The sequence below is a fragment of the Pseudomonas sp. FIP_A4 genome (genome assembly GCF_036701605.1).
In the GTDB taxonomy this organism is placed as follows: Bacteria; Pseudomonadota; Gammaproteobacteria; order Pseudomonadales; family Pseudomonadaceae; genus Stutzerimonas; species Stutzerimonas phenolilytica.
Window position 1 is genome coordinate 160,546 of sequence record NZ_JAYDXP010000121.1, and the last position, 20,305, is coordinate 180,850.

Annotated in this window: 18 protein-coding genes; 15 read left to right on the forward strand and 3 right to left on the reverse strand. The window is 66.5% G+C overall.

The window, feature by feature from the left end; all coding sequences use genetic code 11:
- Positions 1 to 6 precede the first annotated feature (6 nt).
- Entirely contained in the window at positions 7 to 1,170 is a 1,164-nt protein-coding gene (locus tag U8L64_RS08125; protein WP_333395965.1) for an L-lactate dehydrogenase, read from the forward strand.
- Between the two features lies 1 nt (position 1,171).
- On the opposite strand, the gene plsB is transcribed toward U8L64_RS08125, so the two are convergent.
- Positions 1,172 to 3,676 carry a glycerol-3-phosphate 1-O-acyltransferase PlsB gene (gene plsB / locus U8L64_RS08130; protein ID WP_156714944.1) on the reverse strand — a complete coding sequence of 835 codons (2,505 nt, stop codon included), beginning with the start codon at positions 3,674 to 3,676 and terminating at the stop codon, positions 1,172 to 1,174.
- Positions 3,677 to 3,966: 290 nt separating this feature from the next.
- Between plsB and edd the strand changes: the two genes are divergently transcribed.
- The 14 genes from edd to rluB all read left to right on the forward strand — a co-directional run bounded on the left by edd (position 3,967) and on the right by rluB (position 19,340).
- Complete coding sequence (gene edd / locus U8L64_RS08135; protein ID WP_043297217.1) at positions 3,967 to 5,796, forward strand: phosphogluconate dehydratase; 1,830 nt, start codon at positions 3,967 to 3,969, stop codon at positions 5,794 to 5,796.
- Entirely contained in the window at positions 5,793 to 6,755 is a 963-nt protein-coding gene (locus U8L64_RS08140) for a glucokinase (RefSeq protein WP_273526264.1), read from the forward strand. The genes edd and U8L64_RS08140 overlap by 4 nt, the downstream gene beginning before the upstream one ends.
- 58 nt (positions 6,756 to 6,813) lie before the next feature.
- Positions 6,814 to 7,536, forward strand: coding sequence for a response regulator (locus U8L64_RS08145; RefSeq protein WP_138300140.1), 723 nt, complete (start codon positions 6,814 to 6,816; stop codon positions 7,534 to 7,536).
- Between the two features lie 32 nt (positions 7,537 to 7,568).
- Complete coding sequence (locus U8L64_RS08150) at positions 7,569 to 9,002, forward strand: ATP-binding protein (RefSeq protein WP_333396740.1); 1,434 nt, start codon at positions 7,569 to 7,571, stop codon at positions 9,000 to 9,002.
- 161 nt (positions 9,003 to 9,163) lie between these two features.
- Entirely contained in the window at positions 9,164 to 10,411 is a 1,248-nt protein-coding gene (locus tag U8L64_RS08155; RefSeq protein ID WP_043297213.1) for an ABC transporter substrate-binding protein, read from the forward strand.
- Between the two features lie 109 nt (positions 10,412 to 10,520).
- Complete coding sequence (locus U8L64_RS08160) at positions 10,521 to 11,438, forward strand: carbohydrate ABC transporter permease (RefSeq protein ID WP_043297212.1); 918 nt, start codon at positions 10,521 to 10,523, stop codon at positions 11,436 to 11,438.
- A complete protein-coding gene (locus U8L64_RS08165) occupies positions 11,431 to 12,273 on the forward strand; it encodes a carbohydrate ABC transporter permease (protein WP_237263276.1) in 843 nt (280 codons plus the stop codon). The genes U8L64_RS08160 and U8L64_RS08165 overlap by 8 nt, the downstream gene beginning before the upstream one ends.
- Before the next feature lie 13 nt (positions 12,274 to 12,286).
- On the forward strand, positions 12,287 to 13,510 hold the full coding sequence (locus U8L64_RS08170; RefSeq protein ID WP_333395979.1) for an ABC transporter ATP-binding protein: 1,224 nt from the start codon (positions 12,287 to 12,289) through the stop codon (positions 13,508 to 13,510).
- 111 nt (positions 13,511 to 13,621) lie between these two features.
- The gene (locus U8L64_RS08175; protein ID WP_370525252.1) at positions 13,622 to 14,827 is read left to right on the forward strand and encodes a maltoporin; all 1,206 of its coding nucleotides are present in this window, start codon (positions 13,622 to 13,624) and stop codon (positions 14,825 to 14,827) included.
- A gap of 70 nt (positions 14,828 to 14,897) precedes the next feature.
- On the forward strand, positions 14,898 to 15,089 hold the full coding sequence (locus tag U8L64_RS08180) for a DUF1289 domain-containing protein (protein ID WP_043297208.1): 192 nt from the start codon (positions 14,898 to 14,900) through the stop codon (positions 15,087 to 15,089).
- A gap of 183 nt (positions 15,090 to 15,272) precedes the next feature.
- Positions 15,273 to 16,742, forward strand: a complete 1,470-nt coding sequence (gene zwf, locus U8L64_RS08185; protein WP_333395985.1) for a glucose-6-phosphate dehydrogenase — start codon at positions 15,273 to 15,275, stop codon at positions 16,740 to 16,742.
- Entirely contained in the window at positions 16,729 to 17,442 is a 714-nt protein-coding gene (gene pgl / locus U8L64_RS08190; protein WP_301618349.1) for a 6-phosphogluconolactonase, read from the forward strand. The genes zwf and pgl overlap by 14 nt, the downstream gene beginning before the upstream one ends.
- Before the next feature lie 17 nt (positions 17,443 to 17,459).
- Positions 17,460 to 18,104 (forward strand): bifunctional 4-hydroxy-2-oxoglutarate aldolase/2-dehydro-3-deoxy-phosphogluconate aldolase, encoded by a 645-nt coding sequence (locus U8L64_RS08195; protein WP_234302536.1) that lies wholly within the window; start codon positions 17,460 to 17,462, stop codon positions 18,102 to 18,104.
- A gap of 99 nt (positions 18,105 to 18,203) precedes the next feature.
- Positions 18,204 to 19,340, forward strand: a complete 1,137-nt coding sequence (gene rluB / locus U8L64_RS08200) for a 23S rRNA pseudouridine(2605) synthase RluB (RefSeq protein WP_333395994.1) — start codon at positions 18,204 to 18,206, stop codon at positions 19,338 to 19,340.
- 79 nt (positions 19,341 to 19,419) lie between these two features.
- On the opposite strand, the gene U8L64_RS08205 is transcribed toward rluB, so the two are convergent.
- Together U8L64_RS08205 and U8L64_RS08210 are read right to left on the reverse strand one after the other, a co-directional pair.
- Positions 19,420 to 19,866 (reverse strand): DUF3597 domain-containing protein, encoded by a 447-nt coding sequence (locus tag U8L64_RS08205; protein WP_043297203.1) that lies wholly within the window; start codon positions 19,864 to 19,866, stop codon positions 19,420 to 19,422.
- A gap of 111 nt (positions 19,867 to 19,977) precedes the next feature.
- Positions 19,978 to 20,259: a peptidylprolyl isomerase gene (locus U8L64_RS08210; protein WP_333395998.1), complete on the reverse strand. Its 282-nt coding sequence runs from the start codon at positions 20,257 to 20,259 to the stop codon at positions 19,978 to 19,980.
- Positions 20,260 to 20,305: the final 46 nt, after the last annotated feature.

Below are 20,305 nucleotides of genomic sequence, written 5' to 3' on the forward strand. Positions count from 1 at the left end.
CGCACCATGAACCTTGCGTCCTACCGCCTGGCCGCCAGCTGCGCCGACTACCGGCGCCTGGCCCGGCAGCGCCTGCCGCGCTTCCTGTTCGATTACATCGACGGCGGCGCGAACGACGAGCAGACCCTGCGCGCCAACCGCGAGGATTTCCAGCGGCTGAACCTGCGCCAGCGCGTGCTGCGCAACGTGGACAACCTCGACACCCGCTGCGAGCTGCTCGGCCAGGCCGCCAGCATGCCGCTGGCGCTGGCGCCGCTGGGTATGGCCGGCCTCTATGCGCGCCGCGGCGAGGTGCAGGCGGCGCGGGCAGCGGCGGCGGCCGGCGTGCCGTTCAGCCTGTCCACGGTCGGCATCTGCTCGCTGGCCGAGGTGCACGCGGCCAGTACGCGCGCCTGCTGGTTCCAGCTTTACATGCTGCGCGATCGCGACGCCGTGCTGGGGCTGTTGCAGCAGGCACGCCGCAACGGCTGCGACACGCTGCTATTCACCGTCGACCTGCCGGTGGCGGGGATTCGTCGACGCGACATTCGCAACGGCATGCTCGACGCGAGCTGGCGCGGCCGGCTGGCCAAGGCCACGCAGCTGGCGCAGCGTCCCGGCTGGCTGCTGGATGTGGGGATTCGCGGCAGGCCGCATCACTTCGGCAACCTCAGCGACCGTGTCGCCGACCCCAGCGACCTGCGCGCCTTCAAGGCCTGGCTGGATGCGCAGTTCGACCCGCGCGTGAGCTGGGACGACATCCGCTGGCTGCGCGCGCAATGGCCGGGGCGGCTGGTGCTCAAGGGCATCATGGAAGCGGACGACGCGTTGCGCGCGCTCGATTGCGGTGCCGATGGCATCGTCGTCTCCAATCACGGCGGCCGGCAGCTGGACGGCGTGGCTTCGACCATTCATCAACTACCGGCGGTGGTCGAGGCGCTTGGCGGGCGGCTGCCGATTCTGCTCGATGGCGGCATTCGCAGCGGTGTCGATTTGCTCCGGGCGCTCGCCCTGGGCGCGCAGGGCGTGCTGATCGGCCGCCCCTGGGCCTGGGCGCTGGCGGCCGGCGGCGAGGCGGCGGTGGTGCGGCTGCTGGCCAGCCTGCAGGCCGAACTGGCCACGGCGATGGCGCTGTGCGGCGTCAATCGCCTGGAGCAGATCGACGCCAGTCTGCTGGAGCGCTGCGACTGAGCTAGTCGCGCCGATCGGTATCCGGCTGCGGCGTCACTTCGTCCTCGTGGCGCTCCAGTGCGACCTGACGAATCGACAGACGCAGCTCCGCCGGCAGCACGCGCTTGGCCACGCCTTCGGCCACCTCGCCGAGGTCGTCGTGGTAGCCGAGCTTGCCGTTGGCATCGGCGCTCAGCACATTCTGCTCCAGCAGCCCCTGGATGAAGTGGCGGAACAGGCTCTTGTCGAAGAACTCCGGCGCGTTCAGCCCGTGCAGGATCGACAGGCGCTGGGCCATGACCGTGCAGAGGTTTTCCAGCTCCTCGGCGCTCAGGCTGTGCTGGCCGCTGTTGAGCAGCAGCGAGGTGGCCATGTAGAAGCGCTGCAGCGTCTGCACGATCACCCGCGAGAGCAGCGTGAGCAGGACGAACTGCCGCGAACTCGGCGCCGGGCGCACGTAATTCTCGCCGTCCACCTTGAGCAGCCCCTGCTCGACGAACGCCGCCAGCCACTGGTCGATCACCGCCGCGAGTTCTTCCACTTCCCAGCGCATGAACAACTCGGCGCGCAGATACGGATAGAGCGCCTCGCTGTAGCTCAGGATCTGCGCGCGACTGATGCGCGAACTGCTCTGGAAGAAGCTCGCCAGCAGTGCCGGCAGGGCGAAGATGTGCATTACGTTGTTGCGGTAGTAGGTCATCAGTACCGCGTTCTGCTCGTCCAGATAGAGGATGTCGCCCAGCGCATCCTTCTGTTCGGCGATCAGCTCGAGGCTCTGCACGTAGGCGATCAGCGCTTCGCCATCGCCCTCCGGCAGCGTGGTGTGCGGCGAGTAGGGCACCGCGCGCAGCAGCCGCTGGTAGAGATCGAGAATCCGCGCCAGCGAACGGCGATCCAGCGCCTGACGGCTGGTGGAGAGCATGGCCAGCGCCACCAGATTCACCGGATTGACCGCCGCCGCCTCGTTCAGGCGCTGGGCGATACGCTCGGCCAGACGGTTGGTCGTCGCGTTGAGCCAGTCGGGGCGAAACTCCGGCGCATGGTTCTGCTGGCGCCAGCCCGGTTGTTCCTGATCGAGAAACTCGTTGAGCTTGAGCGGTTCACCAAAATTGACCCAGACCTGGCCGAAGCGCTGCCGGAGCGCACCGATGACCTTGAAGATGTCGAAGATCGATTCCTTCTTCTTCGCCGCCCCGCGCAGCTCGCCCAGGTAGGTGCGGCCCTCCAGCACGCGCTCGTAGCCGACATACACCGGCACGAAGAGAATCGGCAGGCGCGAGGAGCGCAGGTAGCTGCGCAGGGTCAGCGCCAGCATGCCGGTCTTCGGCCGCAGCATGCGCCCGGTGCGCGAGCGCCCGCCCTCGACGAAGTACTCCACCGGAAAGCCGCGGCTGAACAGGGTGTGCAGGTATTCGTTGAACACCGCGGTGTACAGCGGGTTGCCTTTGAACGAACGGCGCATGAAGAACGCGCCGCCGCGGCGCAGCAGGCCGCCGATCACCGGCATGTTGAGGTTGATGCCGGCGGCGATGTGCGGTGGCGTCAGGCCGTTGCGGAACAGCAGGTAGGACAGCAGCAGGTAGTCGATGTGGCTGCGATGGCAGGGCACATAGATCACCTCGTAGCCGCGCACGGCGTCCTGCAGCGGCTCGATATGGCTGACGCGGATGCCGTCGTAGATCTTGTTCCAGAACCAGGACAGCACCACTTCGAGAAAGCGCACGGCGGTGTAGGCGTAGTCCGAGGCGATCTCGTTGGCGTAGCGCAGTGCGCGGGCTTCGGCCTTGTCGAGGGCGATGTTCTCGCGCGCGGCTTCCTCGCGGATCGCCTCGCGCACCTGCGGGCCATGCACCAGCCCCTTGACCAGGTTGCGCCGGTGCGACAGGTCCGGGCCGATTACCGCGGTCTTCTGATTGCGAAAGTGCACGCGCAGCATGCGGTGCACCATGCGCAGGGTACGCTCGTGGCCCTTGTTCTGCGCCACCAGCTCGTTGAGCTGGATCGGCGCGGAGAACTGCACGCGCGTCTTGCGCCCCAGCACCAGGATGCTGAGCAGCTTGCGCAGGCGCCCTGTGACCGCCCAGCTGTCGGCGAACAGTAGCTTCCAGGCGCTGGTCTCGCGGTTTGGCGACTGCCCCCAGAACACGCTGACCGGGATGATCTGTGCGTTCTCCACCGCGTTGTGCTCCAGCGCGCCGACCAGCCGCACCAGGGTCGGCGGGGCGACCAGCCGGGAACGCCGGCCGAACCAGCTCGCCGCCGGGTTGAGAAAGAAGAACGCCGCCGGCTCGACATGCTCGCCCACCGCCACATCGGCTACCGGGCGCGGCAGCCCGGCCTTGGCGCACTCGACGTCGAGCACCGCCAGATCGCTCAGCGACGCCTGTTGCAGCACGTAGAACACCGGCTTGCTGCGATCGAGCTTGAGGGTGAAGGCGGACTGGTTGATGGTTTCCGAACGCACCCAGAGGTACAGCAGGCGGCGCAGCGCGGAGAAGATCAGACGGCGAACGGGGGAGCGGGTCATGCGTTGGATTCGACTGTGGAAAGGGGCCGGGCCCTCGAAGGGCGCAAGTGTGACGCATGCGGCGATGGCGGGCAAAACGTCGTCGAATCCGCGCGACCCGGAAGCGAACCGGCGGGATCGCTCCGGCGTCGGTCGTGGGCGCTTGCGTTCGGCGTCGGCCCTAAGACAACCAAGTGCGAAGAACCCGTTCTTCCGTGCCTAAGGACTCACCTTCCCATCGCCTCGGAACTTCAACCCGCCTCGGATGGTTTATGGTTGTCGGAATCCTCAATTCGCAACGGGAGTAAGACATGCATCCACGAGTTCAACAGGTCACCGAGCGCCTGGTGGAGCGCAGTCGCAAGACCCGCGAACGCTATCTGGCGATGATGGCCGCGGCGGCCAGCGAAGGTCCGCAGCGCGGCAAGCTGCAGTGCGCCAACTTCGCCCACGGCGTCGCCGGTTGTGCTTCGAGCGAAGACAAGCAGCGCCTGCGCCTGATGAACGAGGCCAACGTGGCCATCGTCTCGGCCTATAACGACATGCTCTCCGCGCATCAGCCCTACGAGCACTTTCCCGAGCTGATCAAGCAGGCACTGCGTGAGGTCGGTTCGGTCGGCCAGTTCGCCGGTGGCGTGCCGGCGATGTGCGATGGCGTGACCCAGGGCGAGGCGGGCATGGAGATGAGTCTGGCCAGCCGCGAGGTGATCGCCATGAGCACCGCGGTGGCTCTGTCGCACAATATGTTCGATGCCGCGCTGCTGCTCGGCATCTGCGACAAGATCGTCCCCGGGCTGATGATCGGCGCGCTGCGCTTCGGCCATCTGCCGACGATTTTCGTGCCCGGTGGGCCGATGCCGTCGGGCATTCCCAACAAGGAAAAGGCCGAAGTGCGCCAGCGCTACGCCGAGGGCAAGGCCAGTCGCGAGGAGCTGCTGGAGTCGGAGATGAAGTCCTACCACAGCCCCGGCACCTGCACCTTCTACGGCACCGCCAACACCAATCAGGTGGTCATGGAGATCATGGGCCTGCACCTGCCGGGCTCGTCGTTCGTCAATCCGTACACGCCGCTGCGCGATGCGCTGACCCGCGAGGCAGCGCGGCAGGTCGTCCGCCTGACGCATCAGGGCGGCAGCTACACGCCGCTGTGCCGGATCGTCGACGAGAAGGCCATCGTCAACTCGGTGGTCGCGCTCAACGCCACCGGCGGCTCGACCAATCACACCCTGCACATCCCGGCATTCGCCCGCGCCGCCGGCATCCAGCTGACCTGGCAGGACATGGCCGACCTGTCCGAGGTGGTGCCGACGCTGGCCAAGGTCTACCCCAACGGCCAGGCCGACGTGAACCATTTCCACGCCTGTGGCGGGGTGCCGTTCATGGTGCGCACGCTGCTCGACGCCGGGCTGTTGCACGAGGACGTGCATACCGTCGTCGGCAAGGGCCTGCGACGCTACATTCAGGAGCCGTTCCTCGACGGTGACAAGCTGGTCTGGCGCGACGGCCCGGAGCAGAGTCTGGACGAGAACATCCTGCGTCCGGCCATGCGGCCGTTCTCGCCCGAAGGCGGACTGCGCGTGCTGGAGGGCAACCTCGGGCGCGGCGTGACCAAGATTTCCGCCGTGGCGCCGGAGCATCGCGTGGTCGAGGCGCCGGCGCGGGTGTTCATCGATCAGAGCGAGCTGGCCGCGGCATTCAAGGCAGGCGAGCTGGAGCGTGATTTCGTCGCCGTGGTGCGCTTCCAGGGGCCGAAGGCCAACGGCATGCCGGAACTGCACAAGCTGACGCCGTTCCTCGGCGTGCTGCAGGACCGTGGCTACAAGGTGGCGCTGGTCACCGACGGGCGCATGTCCGGCGCATCCGGCAAGGTGCCGGCGGCCATCCATGTCTGCCCGGAGGCGCTGGACGGTGGGCCGCTGGCGCGAGTGCGCGATGGCGACATCATCCGCGTCGATGGCGAAACCGGCGTGCTGCGCGTGCTGGTCGAACCGCTCGAATGGGCGGCGCGCAAGCCGGCCACGCGCCCGGAAGACCTGGGCATCGGCTGCGGCCGTGAGCTGTTCGGCTTCATGCGCGCGGCGTTCAGCAGCGCGGAGCAGGGCGCCAGCGCGTTCACCACCGGGCTGGAGGCGTTGCAGTGAAGACGGCACTGGTCGGCGATATCGGCGGTACCAATGCGCGCTTCGCGCTCTGGCGCGATCAGCGCGTCGAGCAGGTCCGCGTGCTGCCCACGGCAGATTACGCCTGCCCCGAGCTGGCGATCCGCGCCTATCTGGCGGCGGTCGGTCAGCCGCTGGAAACGCTCGAGGCGGTCTGCCTGGCATGCGCCGGGCCAGTGGGCGGCGACCTGTTCCGTTTCACCAACAACCATTGGCAACTCAGCCGCGCGGCGTTCTGTGCGGACCTCGGGCTTGCGCAGCTGCTGCTGATCAACGACTTCACCGCCATGGCGCTGGGCATGACGCGCCTGCACGAGGGCGAACGCATCACGGTTTGCCCAGGCGAGCCCGAACCCGGCCGGCCGCGTCTGGTCATAGGGCCTGGCACGGGCCTGGGCGTCGCCACGCTGTTGCCATTGCAGGGCGGCGGCTGGCGGGCGCTGCCGGGCGAGGGCGGGCACATCTGCCTGCCGGTTGGCAGCGAGCGTGAGGCCGCGATCTGGGCTCATCTGCATCGCCAGCTCGGTCACGTGAATGCCGAAGCGGTGCTCAGCGGGCCGGGGCTGCTGGCGTTGTACCGCGCCAGCTGCGGACTGGATGGCCGCGCGGTGACGGTCGATTCGCCGGCGGCGGTCACCGCCGCTGCACTGGCGGGCGAGCCCTATGCGGTCGAGGTGCTGCAGCAGTTCTGCCGCTGGCTCGGGCGCGTGGCCGGCGACAACGTGCTGACCCTAGGCGCGCGGGGCGGGGTGTACATCGTCGGTGGGGTGGTGCCACGCTTCGCCGAGTTCTTCCTCGCCAGCGATTTCCAGCAGAGCCTGCGGGACAAGGGGCGCATGAGCGGCTATTTCGATCAGCTGCCGGTATGGCTGGTGACCGCGCCGTATCCGGGGCTGGAAGGTGCCGGCGTCGCCCTGCAACCGCTGTTGGAGGGCGCCTGAGGCGCGGCACCAGGGACGCAGCCGGGTGACCGGATAACAACAAGAAAAGGGATGCGATGTGAGCCAGACGGGAAAACAGCTGCTGCTGGTCGATGACGATCAGGAAATTCGCGAGCTTCTACAGGCCTACCTCAGCCGCTCCGGCTTCCAGGTGCGTACCGTGGCCGATGGCGCCGCGTTCCGCCAGGCGCTGTGTGAGCAGCCGGCGGATCTGGTGATCCTCGACGTGATGCTGCCCGACGAGGATGGCTTCAGCCTCTGTCGCTGGGTGCGCGAACACGAACGCCTGGCGTCGATGCCGATCATCATGCTCACCGCCAGCTCCGACGAAGCTGACCGGGTGATCGGCCTGGAACTCGGCGCCGACGATTATCTCGGCAAGCCATTCAGCCCGCGAGAATTGCTGGCGCGGATCAAGGCGCTGCTGCGCCGGGTGAGTTTCGCCCAGGAGCGCGGCAGCGATGTGCTGGCCTTCGATGACTGGCGGCTCGACATGGTCAGCCATCGCCTGTTCCACACCGATGGCGAGGAGGTGTTCCTCTCCGGCGCCGACTTCGCCCTGCTCAAACTGTTTCTCGACCACCCGCAGCAGATTCTCGACCGCGACACCATCGCCAACGCCACCCGCGGCCGCGAGGTGATGCCACTGGAGCGCATCGTCGACATGGCGGTCAGTCGCCTGCGCCAGCGCCTGCGCGATACCGGCAAGTCGCCGCGGCTGATCCGTACCGTGCGCGGCTGCGGCTATCTGCTGGCGGCCCAGGTGACGTCGCAATCATGAACCTGCGTACCGGGCGGCGCCGGTTGTTGCCGGTGCCGCGCTCGCTGCTGGGGCGCATGCTGGCGCTGACGCTGCTGGCGGTATTGCTCGCTCAGGGGCTGTCGAGCCTGATCTGGCTGTCGCAGCTGCGCGCCAGTCAGACCGAAGGGCTGATCACCACGGCGCGCAGCCTGGCGCAGTCGATGGCCGCCAGCGTCGGCTACTTCCGTTCGCTGCCGCTGGGGTATCGGCCGCTGGTGCTCGATCAGCTGCGCAGCATGGGCGGCACGCGTTTCTTCGTCTCGCTCAACGATCGGCCGTTGCAGATGCAGATCCTGCCCGAAACGCCGCGCAAGCGGCTGGTGCTCGGCGAAGTCGACCAGGTATTGCGCCAGCGCCTCGGCAGCGCGGTGGACCTGACGGTGGAGTTCGTCAGCCCGGAAGACCTGCGCATCTTCAACAGCGGCATCGCGCTCGACGAGCTGCCGCGCTCCTGGGCGCACTATGCGCTGAGTTTCGAGCCCCTGGCGCCTCCGGTGCTGGTGACGCAGATCCAGATCGCGCCCGGCGAGTGGCTGTACCTCGCCACGCTGATGCCGGCGCCGTACGTCAGCCTGGAAGACGAGGGGCTGCCGGCGCAGCAGCTGTGGTTCATCGTGCTCACCACCGTCTTTCTGCTGCTGTTCATTGGTCTGCTGGTGCGCTGGCAGAGCCGTCCGCTCAAACGCCTGGCCAAGGCCGCGCGGGACATGGCGGTGGGCGGGGAGATGCGCCCGCTCGCCGAGGTGGGGGCCAGCGAGGTGGTGGAGGTCAGCCGCGCCTTCAACAGCATGCGCGAGCGCATCAATCGCTACCTGAGCGAACGTGGCCAGCTGTTCAGCGCGATTTCCCATGACCTGCGCACGCCCATCACGCGCCTGCGCCTGCGCGTCGAGCTGCTCGACGACGAAGCCGTGCAGGCCAAGTTCAGTCGCGATCTCGACGAGCTGGAGCTGCTGGTCAAGGGCGCCTTGCAGTGCGTGAAGGACACCGACATCCACGAGAACATCGAGGCGGTCGACCTGAACGTGCTGCTCGAACATATCGTCGAGCCTTATCAGGCCACTGACCGTGACTGCGTGACGCTCGCCGGCCGCGCGCTACGGCCGTATCCGGGCAAGCCGCTGGCGCTCAAGCGCTGCGTCGGCAACCTGCTGGACAACGCGCTGAAGTACGGTGGGCGTGCCCATCTGCGTCTCGAGGACAGCGCCGAGCTGCTGGTGCTGCATGTCGACGATGAGGGGCCGGGTGTGCCGGAGCAGCGCCTGGAGCAGGTGTTCGAACCGCACGTGCGGCTGTCCGGCCAGCAGCAGGGCTACGGCCTGGGGCTGGGCATTGCCCGCAACATCGCCCACGCCCACGGTGGCGAGCTGAGCATGCGCAACCTGCCGGAGGGCGGCCTGCGGGTCACCCTGACGCTGCCGCGCCAGGCGTCGAGCGATGACTGAAACGCGCCGTTTTCGCGGCGCGTGACATTTCACCGCGGTTTGTAACCAGACGGTGACCATTGCCTATCCCTTCGTTACCCAGCGCCCCTTGCGGCGCGCATAGACTCGGATCAACGCAAGCGACCACGCCTTGCCCGATAAAAACAAGAAGGTGCTCAGACATGAAAGCGTTCCATCACCTCGCTCTTTCCATTTCCCTCGCCCTGCCGCTCGCCGCCCATGCCGGCGAGGTCGAGGTGCTGCACTGGTGGACATCCGGTGGCGAAAAGCGCGCCGCCGACACGCTGCAGAAACTGGTCGAGAAGAAAGGCCACAGCTGGCGTGATTTCGCCGTGGCCGGTGGCGGCGGCGAGGCGGCCATGACGGTGCTGAAGACCCGTGCCGTGTCCGGCAATCCGCCGGCCGCCGCGCAGATCAAGGGGCCGGACATTCAGGAGTGGGGTGAGCTGGGCCTGTTGGCCAACCTCGACGAAACCGCCAAGGCGGACAAGTGGGAAGAGCTGCTGCCCAAGCAAGTGACCAAGATCATGCAGTACGACGGCTCCTACGTGGCGGTGCCGGTCAACGTGCATCGGGTCAACTGGCTGTGGATCAACCCAGAGGTGTTCGAGAAGGCCGGCGCCACGCCGCCGAAAACCCTCGACGAGTTCTTCGTCGCGGCCGACAAGCTCAAGGCCGCCGGCTTCATCGCGGTCGCCCACGGCGGCCAGCCCTGGCAGGACGGCACCGTGTTCGAGGACTTCGTGCTGAGCATTCTCGGCCCGGAGGATTACCACAAGGCCTTCGTCGAACTGGATGAGGACACCCTCACCGGCGAGAAGATGGTCCAGGCGTTCGCCGCCCTGAAGAAGCTGCGCGGTTACATCGATGCCGATGCCGCGGGCCGCGAATGGAACCGCGCCACCGGCATGGTCATCGACGGCAAGGCCGGCATGCAGATCATGGGCGACTGGGCCAAGAGCGAGTTCACCGCCGCCAATCAGGTGGCCGGCAAGGACTATCAGTGCCTGCCGTTCCCCGGCACCCAGGGCAGCTTCGCCTACAACATCGACTCGCTGGCGATGTTCAAGCTCAGCGACGAGGAAAACCGCAAGGCCCAGGTCGATCTGGCGCGCACGGTGCTGGAGCCGGAGTTCCAGACCTTCTTCAATCAGAACAAGGGTTCGATCCCGGTTCGCCAGGACATGGACATGAGCGCGTTCGACGCCTGTGCGCAGCAGTCGATGAAGGACTTCAAGGCAGCCGCGCAGGACAGCGGCCTGCAGCCCAGCCTGGCCCACGGCATGGCGGCGTCGAGCTACGTGCAGGGCGCGGTGTTCGACGTCGTCACCAACTTCTTCAACGACCCCCAGGCCGACCCGCAAAAGGCGGCCAAGCAACTGGCGGCGGCGATCCAGGCCGTGCAGTAACGCTGCGGGCGGATAACGCCGCCCGATTCCCGAAACGTGCGTCCCCGGTACAGGCCTTGGTCTGCGCCGCGGACGACGACATCCCGGATTTCCATGAGGGATCACATCCATGAGCTCCATCGCGCTTCAAGCCAGGCCCGCCAAGGCCTCGCCGCTCGACGCCCTGCAGCGCTGGCTGCCGAAACTGGTGCTGGCGCCGAGCATGCTGATCGTGCTGGTCGGCTTCTACGCCTACATCGGCTGGACCTTCCTGCTGTCGTTCACCAACTCGCGCTTCATGCCCAGCTACAAGTGGGCCGGCCTGCAACAGTACGAGCGCCTGTGGGACAACGACCGCTGGTGGGTCGCCAGCCAGAACCTGCTGGTCTTCGGCGGCCTGTTCATCGCCATCAGCCTGGTGATCGGCGTCGTACTTGCCGTACTGCTGGACCAGCGCATCCGCCGCGAAGGGCTGATCCGCACCATCTACCTGTACCCGATGGCGCTGTCGATGATCGTCACCGGCACCGCCTGGCAGTGGCTGCTCAACCCCGGCCTGGGCCTGGACAAGCTGCTGCGCGACTGGGGCTGGGAGGGTTTTCGCTTCGACTGGCTGGTGGACCCGGACCGGGTCATCTACTGCCTGGTGATCGCCGCGGTGTGGCAGGCCTCGGGTTTCGTCATGGCGCTGTTCCTCGCCGGCCTGCGCAGCGTCGATCAGTCGATCATCCGCGCCGCCCAGGTGGACGGCGCCAGCCTGCCCACCATCTACCTGCGCATCGTGCTGCCAAGCCTGCGCCCGGTGTTCTTCAGCGCACTGATGATTCTTGCTCACATCGCGATCAAGAGCTTCGACCTGGTGGCGGCGATGACCGCTGGCGGGCCGGGCTACTCCAGCGATCTGCCGGCGATGTTCATGTACGCCCACACCTTCACCCGCGGCCAGATGGGCCTGGGTGCGGCGAGCGCCATGCTGATGCTCGGCGCGGTGATGGCGATCATCGTGCCGTACCTGTATTCCGAGCTGAGGACCAAGCGCCATGTCTGACTTCGCGCAACCGCGCCTGACCCTCGGGCGCCTGACCATCCACGCCACGCTGCTGCTGGCCTGCGCGGCCTACCTGGTGCCGCTGATCGTGATGCTGCTGACCAGCTTCAAGACGCCGGAAGACATCCGCACCGGCAACCTGCTGAGCTGGCCGGAAGCGTTCAGCGCCATGGGCTGGCTGACGGCCTGGGACAGCATCGGCGGCTACTTCTGGAACTCGGTGAAGATCGTCATCCCGGCGGTGCTGATTTCCACCGCGCTGGGCGCCATCAACGGCTACGTGCTGTCGATGTGGCGCTTCCGCGGCTCGCAGCTGTTCTTCGGCCTGTTGCTGTTCGGCTGCTTCCTGCCGTTCCAGGTGATCCTGCTGCCGGCGTCCTTCACCCTCGGCAAGCTCGGTCTGGCCAATACCACCACCGGTCTGGTGCTGGTGCACGTGGTCTACGGGCTGGCGTTTACCACACTGTTCTTCCGCAACTTCTACGTCAGCGTGCCGGAAGCGCTGGTGCGCGCGGCGCGGCTGGATGGCGCCGGTTTCTTCACCATCTTCGGCCGCATCCTGCTGCCGATGTCGGTACCGATCATCATGGTCTGCCTGATCTGGCAGTTCACCCAGATCTGGAACGACTTCCTCTTCGGTGTGGTGTTCGCCAGTGGCGATACCCAGCCGGTCACCGTGGCACTGAACAACCTGGTGAACACCAGCACCGGCGCCAAGCAATACAACGTCGACATGGCCGCCGCGATGATCGCCGGCCTGCCCACGCTGGTGGTCTACGTGATCGCCGGCAAGTACTTCCTGCGCGGGCTCACTGCCGGCGCCGTCAAGGGTTGAGGAGAACAACAACATGGCATCCCTGGAACTGCGCAACGTCCAGAAAACCTACGGCAACGCCAAGGTCGAAACACTGAAGAACATCGCCCTGAAGATCGATGCGGGAGAGTTCCTGATCCTCGTCGGGCCGTCGGGTTGCGGCAAATCCACCCTGATGAACTGCATCGCCGGGCTGGAGAACATCACCGGCGGCGAGATCCTGGTCGACGGCGAGGACATCAGCCAGGCCAGCCCGAAGGATCGCGACATCGCCATGGTGTTCCAGTCCTACGCGCTGTACCCGACCATGAGCGTGCGCGACAACATCGCCTTCGGCCTGAAGATGCGCAAGGTGCCCGCGGCGCAGATCGAGGAGGAGGTGGCGCGGGTCGCCAAGCTGCTGCAGATCGAGGCGCTGCTCGAGCGCAAGCCGTCGCAGCTCTCCGGCGGCCAGCAGCAGCGCGTGGCCATGGGGCGGGCGCTGGCGCGGCGGCCGAAGATCTACCTGTTCGACGAACCGCTGTCGAACCTCGACGCCAAGCTGCGCGTGGAGATGCGCACCGAAATCAAGCTGATGCATCAGCGCCTGAAGACCACCACCGTGTATGTCACCCACGATCAGATCGAGGCGATGACGCTCGGCGACAAAGTCGCGGTGATGAAGGACGGCATCGTCCAGCAGTTCGGCACGCCGCACGAGATCTACAACGACCCGGCCAACCAGTTCGTGGCAAGCTTCATCGGCTCGCCGCCGATGAACTTCGTCCCCGTGCGGCTGCGCCAGCAGAGTGGGCGTTGGGTCGCCGTGCTCAACAGCGATCAGGCGAGCTGTGAAATTCCGCTGGCGCTGCCGGCCGATGAGCAGTGGCACGCGCGTGACGTGATTCTCGGCATCCGCCCGGAGCAGATCGGCCTGGCCGACGGTACGGGCAACGGCTGCTCGCTGCGCTGCCAGATCGAGGTGGTCGAGCCCACCGGGCCGGACACCCTGGTGTTCTTCAGCCTGAACGAGGTCAAGGCGTCGTGCCGCCTGGCGCCGGACCAGGCCCCGCGCGCCGGTGAAACCCTCGACCTGCAGTTCGATCCGCACAAGGTGCTGCTGTTCGATGCGCACACCGGCGAGCGGTTGGACCACCATGCTGCCCGCCCGGCGGGCGGTGGGCGGCTCGGTGTGGTCGAGACCTTGCCGAACGGCCGCACGGCTGGCGAACGAGGCGTGCCTTACAGCGGGCGTGAGCGCAGCGGTAGCGCCCGCTAGGGCGCGCGCAGCGGCCCGACCCAGGCAGCGCTTGTCGCCGTGCTGACCTGCTGATAGCGAATAACAACAACAGCGAACGGAGTGGACATGAAAACAACAATATCCGCAGGAATGAGTCTGGCTGCCGCCGTGGCGTGCGCCGTGCTGCCGTTGAGCGGTCAGGCGCTGGAGTTTTCCGGCTACCTGCGCAGCGGTGTCGGCGATTCGGTGGAGGGCGGGACGCAATCCTGCTTCCAGCTGCCTGGCGCGCCGAGCAAGTACCGCCTCGGCAACGAGTGCGAGCAGTACGCCGAGCTCGATCTGCGTCAGGATCTCTATACCTTTGCCGACGGCTCGGTGCTCAGCCTGGAAGGCATGGCGGCGCTGTACAACCAGTACGGCCACACCCCGGAATTCACCGGCGATCACGGCTGGGCGCGGATGGTGCAGGCCTATGCCGAGTGGAGCAAGGTGCCGGCGCTGCACAACGGTTCGCTGTGGGCCGGGCGGCGCTTCTACAAACGTAACGACATCCATATCTCCGACTTCTACTACTGGAACCAGAGCGCCACCGGTGCCGGCGTGGAGGACATGGAGATCGGCGGCCTGAAATACAGCTACGCCTTTTCCCGCAAGGACAGCGTGTTCCAGAAGGACTACATCAATCGCCACGACTTCAACGTCGGCGGCTTTGACAGCAATCCTGGCGGCGAGCTGGAATTCGGCGTGAGCTACATCGACAAGCCCGACAGCGAGGACGCCCACAGCGGTTGGGCGGTGACCGCGCAGCATAAGCAGGACGGCTTTCTCGGCGGCAGCAACACCCTGGCACTGCAGTACGGCGAAGGCCCGGGGACCGGCCTGGGCTACACCGGCGATGTCACGCTCGACGACAGTGCCAAGAGCTGGCGCGTGGTCGAGTATTTCGACTGGCAGCTGACGCCCCGTTTCGGCGGGCAATTCCAGGTGGTCTACCAGAAGGACAAACGTGTCGACGGCGGCGATCAGGATTGGTGGTCGGTGGGGGTGCGTCCGACCTATGCCTTCACCGAGCAGTTCAAGCTGGTGACCGAGCTCGGTCACGATCAGATCGACGCCGCCGACGGCACGCGCAAGCTGAGCAAATTCACCGTTGCGCCGACCTGGTCGCCGGCCGGTCCGGCATTCTGGGCGCGGCCGGAGGTACGCCTGTATTACACCTATGCGCAGTGGAACGACGCCGCCCAGCGTGCGGCGAACCTGATGGCTGCCGGCTCGGCGCTCTCGGACAGCGGGGCCTTCGGTGATGCCCAGCACGGCTCCAACTTCGGCGTGCAGGTGGAGTACTGGTGGAAATGATCGGTTGAGCACGCAACACTGACGCCGGTCGGCCTTGCGCAACGCGAGGCCGCCCTGCGTTGGAGGTGCCGTGGGCGACAAGGTGGACAATCCCTGCGTGGATCTGTGCAAGCTCAAGGATGACATCTGCGTCGGCTGCGGTCGTAGCCGCGACGAGATCAAACGCTGGAAGAAGCTCAAGAACAAAGAGCGCAAGGCCGTCAGGCAACAGGCGGCCGAGCGCCTCGCCATCCTCGGCAAGGCGAAGAAGCGCAAGCCATGACGGCGCGGCCGTCCAGCACCGTGCATCGTCGGAACAGAATTTTTTCCGATTCTCGCGAGTCTTTTGCGACGATCTCGGTCTGTTGCTGAAGGGGTGCCTTGCCGCGCGGCACGTATGACCGCGAGCCGGTGCCCGGCCATTCGAGCGGCGCCGAAGCCCACACTGCACTGACCACGAGCGTTTATGCCTGCGATCAACGTTGAACCCATTACTTTTGCCCTGTTCGGCGCGCTGGGCGATCTGGCGCTGCGCAAGCTGTTTCCCGCGCTTTATCAGCTCGACCGCGCCGCCCTGTTGCACGCCGAAACGCGACTGCTGGCGCTGTCACGCGAGGGTGGCGAGCCGGATGAGCAGATGACGCGGATCGAACAGGCCCTGCGCCGCTACATTCCTCCGCACGAACTGGACGATGCCGTGCTGCAGCGTTTTCTGGCGCGCCTGCGCTGTCTGCGCATGGATTTTCGCCGTGGCGAGGATTACGCCGTGCTGGCCCAGAACGTCAGCGCCGAGCTGCCGCTGATCGCCTATTTCGCCACGCCCGCTGCGGTGTACGGCGCGATCTGTGAACACCTGGCCGGCGCCGGGCTGGCCGCGCAGGCGCGGGTGGTGCTGGAGAAACCCATCGGCCATGACCTGGCGTCGTCGCGGGTGATCAACGATGCGGTCGCGCAGTATTTCGCCGAGAGCCAGATCTACCGGATCGATCATTACCTGGGCAAGGAAACCGTCCAGAACCTGATCGCCCTGCGTTTCGCCAACAGCCTGTTCGAGACGCAGTGGAACCAGCACCACATCTCGCATGTGGAGATCACCGTGGCCGAAACCGTCGGCATCGAGGGGCGCTGGGGTTACTTCGACCAGGCTGGCCAGTTGCGCGACATGATCCAGAACCACCTGCTGCAGCTGCTCTGCCTGATCGCCATGGACCCGCCGAGCAATCTCACCGCCGACAGCATCCGCGACGAGAAGGTAAAAGTGCTCAAGGCGCTGGCGCCGATCACCCCGGACATCCTCAGCCAGCGCGTGGTGCGCGGCCAGTATTCGGCCGGAATCGCCGGCGGCAAGCCGGTGCCGGGCTATCTGGAGGAAGAGAACTCCAATGCCACCAGCAGCACGGAAACCTTCGTCGCCCTGCGCGCCGACATTTGTAACTGGCGCTGGTCCGGCGTGCCGTTCTACCTGCGCACCGGCAAGCGCATGGCGCAGAAGCTGTCGCAGATCGTCATCCATTTCAAGGAACCGCCGTTCTACATCTTCGCGCCTGAGCAGCGCTCGCTGATCAGCAACCGGCTGATCATCCGCCTGCAGCCGGACGAGGGCATTTCCCTGCAGGTGATGACCAAGGAGCAGGGGCTGGACAAGGGCATGCACCTGCGCAGCGGGCCGCTGCAGCTGAATTTTTCCGAGACCTACAAGAGCGCGCGCATTCCCGATGCCTACGAGCGGCTGTTGCTGGAGGTGATGCAGGGCAATCAAAACCTGTTCGTGCGCCGCGACGAAGTCGAATACGCCTGGCAATGGTGCGATCAGCTGGTCGACGGCTGGACCCGTATTGGCGACAGTCTCAAACTCTATCCTGCCGGCTCCTGGGGGCCGGTGGCTTCGATTGCCTTGATTACTCGTGACGGGAGGTCCTGGTATGGCGATTTCTGAACTCGACCTGCCTACCGGCGTGGTTGCCCACAGTCTGGCCGACGCCGCTGGGCAGGCGCGGCTGATGGCTGACGACGCGGCCAAGGTGCTGAACTACGCGGTGCGCACCCACGGCGTGGCCAGCCTGGTGGTATCCGGCGGGCGCAGCCCGGTGCCGTTCTTCGAGGAACTGTCGCGCCGCGAGCTGGATTGGTCCAGGGTGCAGATCAGCCTGGCGGACGAGCGCTGGGTGCCGCCAAGCGATGCGGCCAGCAACGAGGGGCTGGTGCGTCGTCATCTGTTGCAGAACGCCGCGGCCGTGGCGCAGTTCATCGGTTTGTATCATCCGGCGGCCACCCTGGAGGAAGCCGCGCAACTGGCGGACCGACGTCTGGCCGAACTCGGTCAGCCGATCGATGTGCTGGTGCTGGGCATGGGCGACGATGGCCACACCGCGTCGTTGTTCCCCGACAGTGCGCGTCTGGACCATGCACTGCGGGCCGATTGCCCGGATCGCTGCGTGGCGATGTGCGCGCCGACCGAGCCGCGCGAGCGCCTGAGCATGACCTATCCGCTGCTGGCCTCGGCGCGCATGCAGTGTCTGGCGATCCAGGGCATGGCCAAGCTGGAAACCCTGCGCCAGGCCTTGAACGCCGACGCGCTGCGAATGCCGATCCGCGCGTTCATCCATTCACCGCTGGAGATCTACTGGTGCCCCTGAAGCCCTGAGGATTGCCCATGACCATGCAACTGAAGAACGACCTGATCGAGCAGCTGTGCGTGAATGCGCGCATCCTGCCGGTGATCACCATCGGCAGCGAGGAACAGATCCTGCCGCTGGCCGATGCCCTGGCGGCGGGCGGCCTGCGCACGCTGGAAATTACCCTGCGTTCGGCGCACGGGCTGACGGCGATCCGCCGGCTGCGCGAGGAGCGTCCCGAGCTGTGCATCGGCGCCGGCACCGTGCTCGACCGCCGCATGATGGATCAGGTGGAAGCGGCCGGCGCGCAGTTCGTGGTCACCCCCGGTGCCAGCCGGGAGGTGCTGGAGGCAGGCGTGCAGTGTGCCGTGCCGGTGCTGCCGGGCATCGCCACGGCGACGGAAATCATGGAGGGCTATGCGCTGGGCTATCGCCGCTTCAAGTTGTTCCCGGCTGAAGTCTGCGGGGGTATCGCCGCGCTCAAAGCGTTCGGCGGGCCGTTCGCCGACGTGCGCTTCTGTCCGACCGGCGGCGTCACCGCGGGCAACGCCGCGCAGTACCTGGCGCTCGGTAATGTGATGTGCGTCGGCGGCACCTGGATGATCGATGCGGCCAGCCTCGCCGGTGGCGACTGGGCGCGTATCCGGCAGGCCACCGCCGATGCGCTCGCCGCTCTCGGCTGAACGGTCGGTGCATCCGTGCGCAAACCGTGCGTGCGGACGTCGATGCGCGTATGATTCGCGCCCTTTCAATCGGAACTGACACACCGGGAGGTGCCCAGAATGACCGAGCATGACGATTCCACCCCTCACGTCGCCCACGGCGAAAAACTGCAGAAGGTCCTGGCCCGCATGGGGCTGGCTTCGCGACGTGATATCGAACAATGGATCAGCGAAGGCCGGGTCAAGGTCAACGGCGCGGTGGCCAGCCTCGGCCAGCGCGTGGACCGGCTCGACGCGATCGCCGTCGATGGCCGCCTGATCAAGCGCGAGGAAGTCGCCGTGGTGCGGCGCGTGCTGATCTACAACAAGCCCGACGGCGAAATCTGCACCCGCAACGATCCGGAAGGCCGTCCGACCGTGTTCGACCGCCTGCCGCGGCCGAAGGAAGGCCGCTGGATCAACATCGGCCGGCTGGACATCAACACCACCGGCCTGCTGCTGTTCACCACCGATGGCGAGCTGGCCAACCGGCTGATGCACCCGTCCTACGAGATGGACCGCGAATACGCGGTGCGCGTGCGCGGTGAAGTCGACGACGAAATGATCGAGCGGCTGAAGACCGGCGTCATGCTGGAAGACGGCCCGGCGCGCTTCACCGACATCCAGGAAGCGCCCGGTGGCGAAGGCTTCAACCACTGGTATCACTGCGTAGTGATGGAAGGCCGCAACCGTGAGGTGCGCCGTCTGTGGGAATCCCAGGGGCTGGTGGTCAGCCGGCTGAAGCGGGTGCGCTTCGGCCCGGTGTTCATGACCTCCGACCTGCCGATGGGTCGCTGGCGCGAGATGTCGCAGGCCGAGGTGGACATCCTCAGCCAGGAGGTCGGCCTGACGCCGGTCGCGCTGCCGGAGATGAAGGCGCGCGCCAAGGAGAAGATCGACCGTCTGCAGCGCAAGGTGGCCAAGCCGCTGGCGCGTGGCGAGCGCCGCCCGCGTGTGCTGCGTCCGGCCGGCGAAGCCGACCTGCCGCGCATCGGCGACAAGCCGCGTGGCGAGCAGCCGGCACGCAAACCGCGTCCGGCCGAGCAGAGCCGTGGTACGCCGGTTGCCGAACGTCCGAGCGACGTGAATCGCAAGCGTGGCAAGCGCCCTGAAGGCGCCAGCGGCGACAAGCCGGCACCGGCCAAGCGGCGCGGCCCACCGGCGGGTGAAGGGCAGCGGCCTGGTTTCGGCCGCGGCGATCGCTCCAAGCGGCCCTGACCGCAGCGAGCGCCGGTAACGAAAAAGGCTGCCACCGTCATGCGGGGCAGCCTTTTTTATTGGCCGGCATTCGCCGGCGTCAGTGCAGCAGCTCCGGCGGCACATTGCCGCCGTGTGTGGCGAGCTTGTGCATGATGGTCTTGTGCAGCCAGATGTTCATGGTGCCGGAGTCGGTCATCTTGTCCTGCGGGCAGTGCAGTTCGTTGGCCAGCTCTTTGCGCGCTTCCAGGCTGCTATCGAGACCGAGCAACTTGAGCAGATCGACGATGGACGTGCGCCAGTTGAGCTGCTCGTGATGGCTGGCCGCCATGGCGTCGAGCTTCGCCGCGACGTCGACCTGTGACATGGCCGGGGCGTCGGTGTGGGTGGTCGCATTGGCGGTAGCGGTGGGGCGGCCGGAATCCAGCGTGACGCCTTCGGCGCTGGTGCTGGCGGCCTCCGCCGGTGGGGTGGAAACCGGTTTCTGCGCCTCGTTGGAGGCGTCGCCGAAGCCGAGTTTTTCCTTGATTCTGTCGAACAGTCCCATGGCACATACCTCTTGATTTGGTCGTGCCGTATTGGACCGCCGCTTGGCGGAAACCATCCGCGATGGTGGAAAAATACTGCGTCCCCACGCCGAAGCGTGGGGCGGGCAGGATCAGTCTTCGCGGCTGGTGACTTCCAGCAGGTGATAGCCGAACTGGGTCTTCACCGGCCCCTGCACGACGTTGAGCGGCGCGCTGAAAACCACGGTGTCGAATTCACGCACCATCTGTCCCGGGCCGAAGGAGCCGAGGTTGCCGCCGTCGCGGCTGGACGGGCAGCTCGAATTCTCGCGGGCGACCTGGGCGAAATCGGCGCCGCCTTCGATGGCAGCCTTCAGTTCGTTGCACTTGACTTCGCTGGAAACCAGGATGTGGCGGGCGGTGGCGCGGGCCATGGGTGACTCCTGTGATGCGTTTGAATGGGCTGCAGAGGCTACCGCA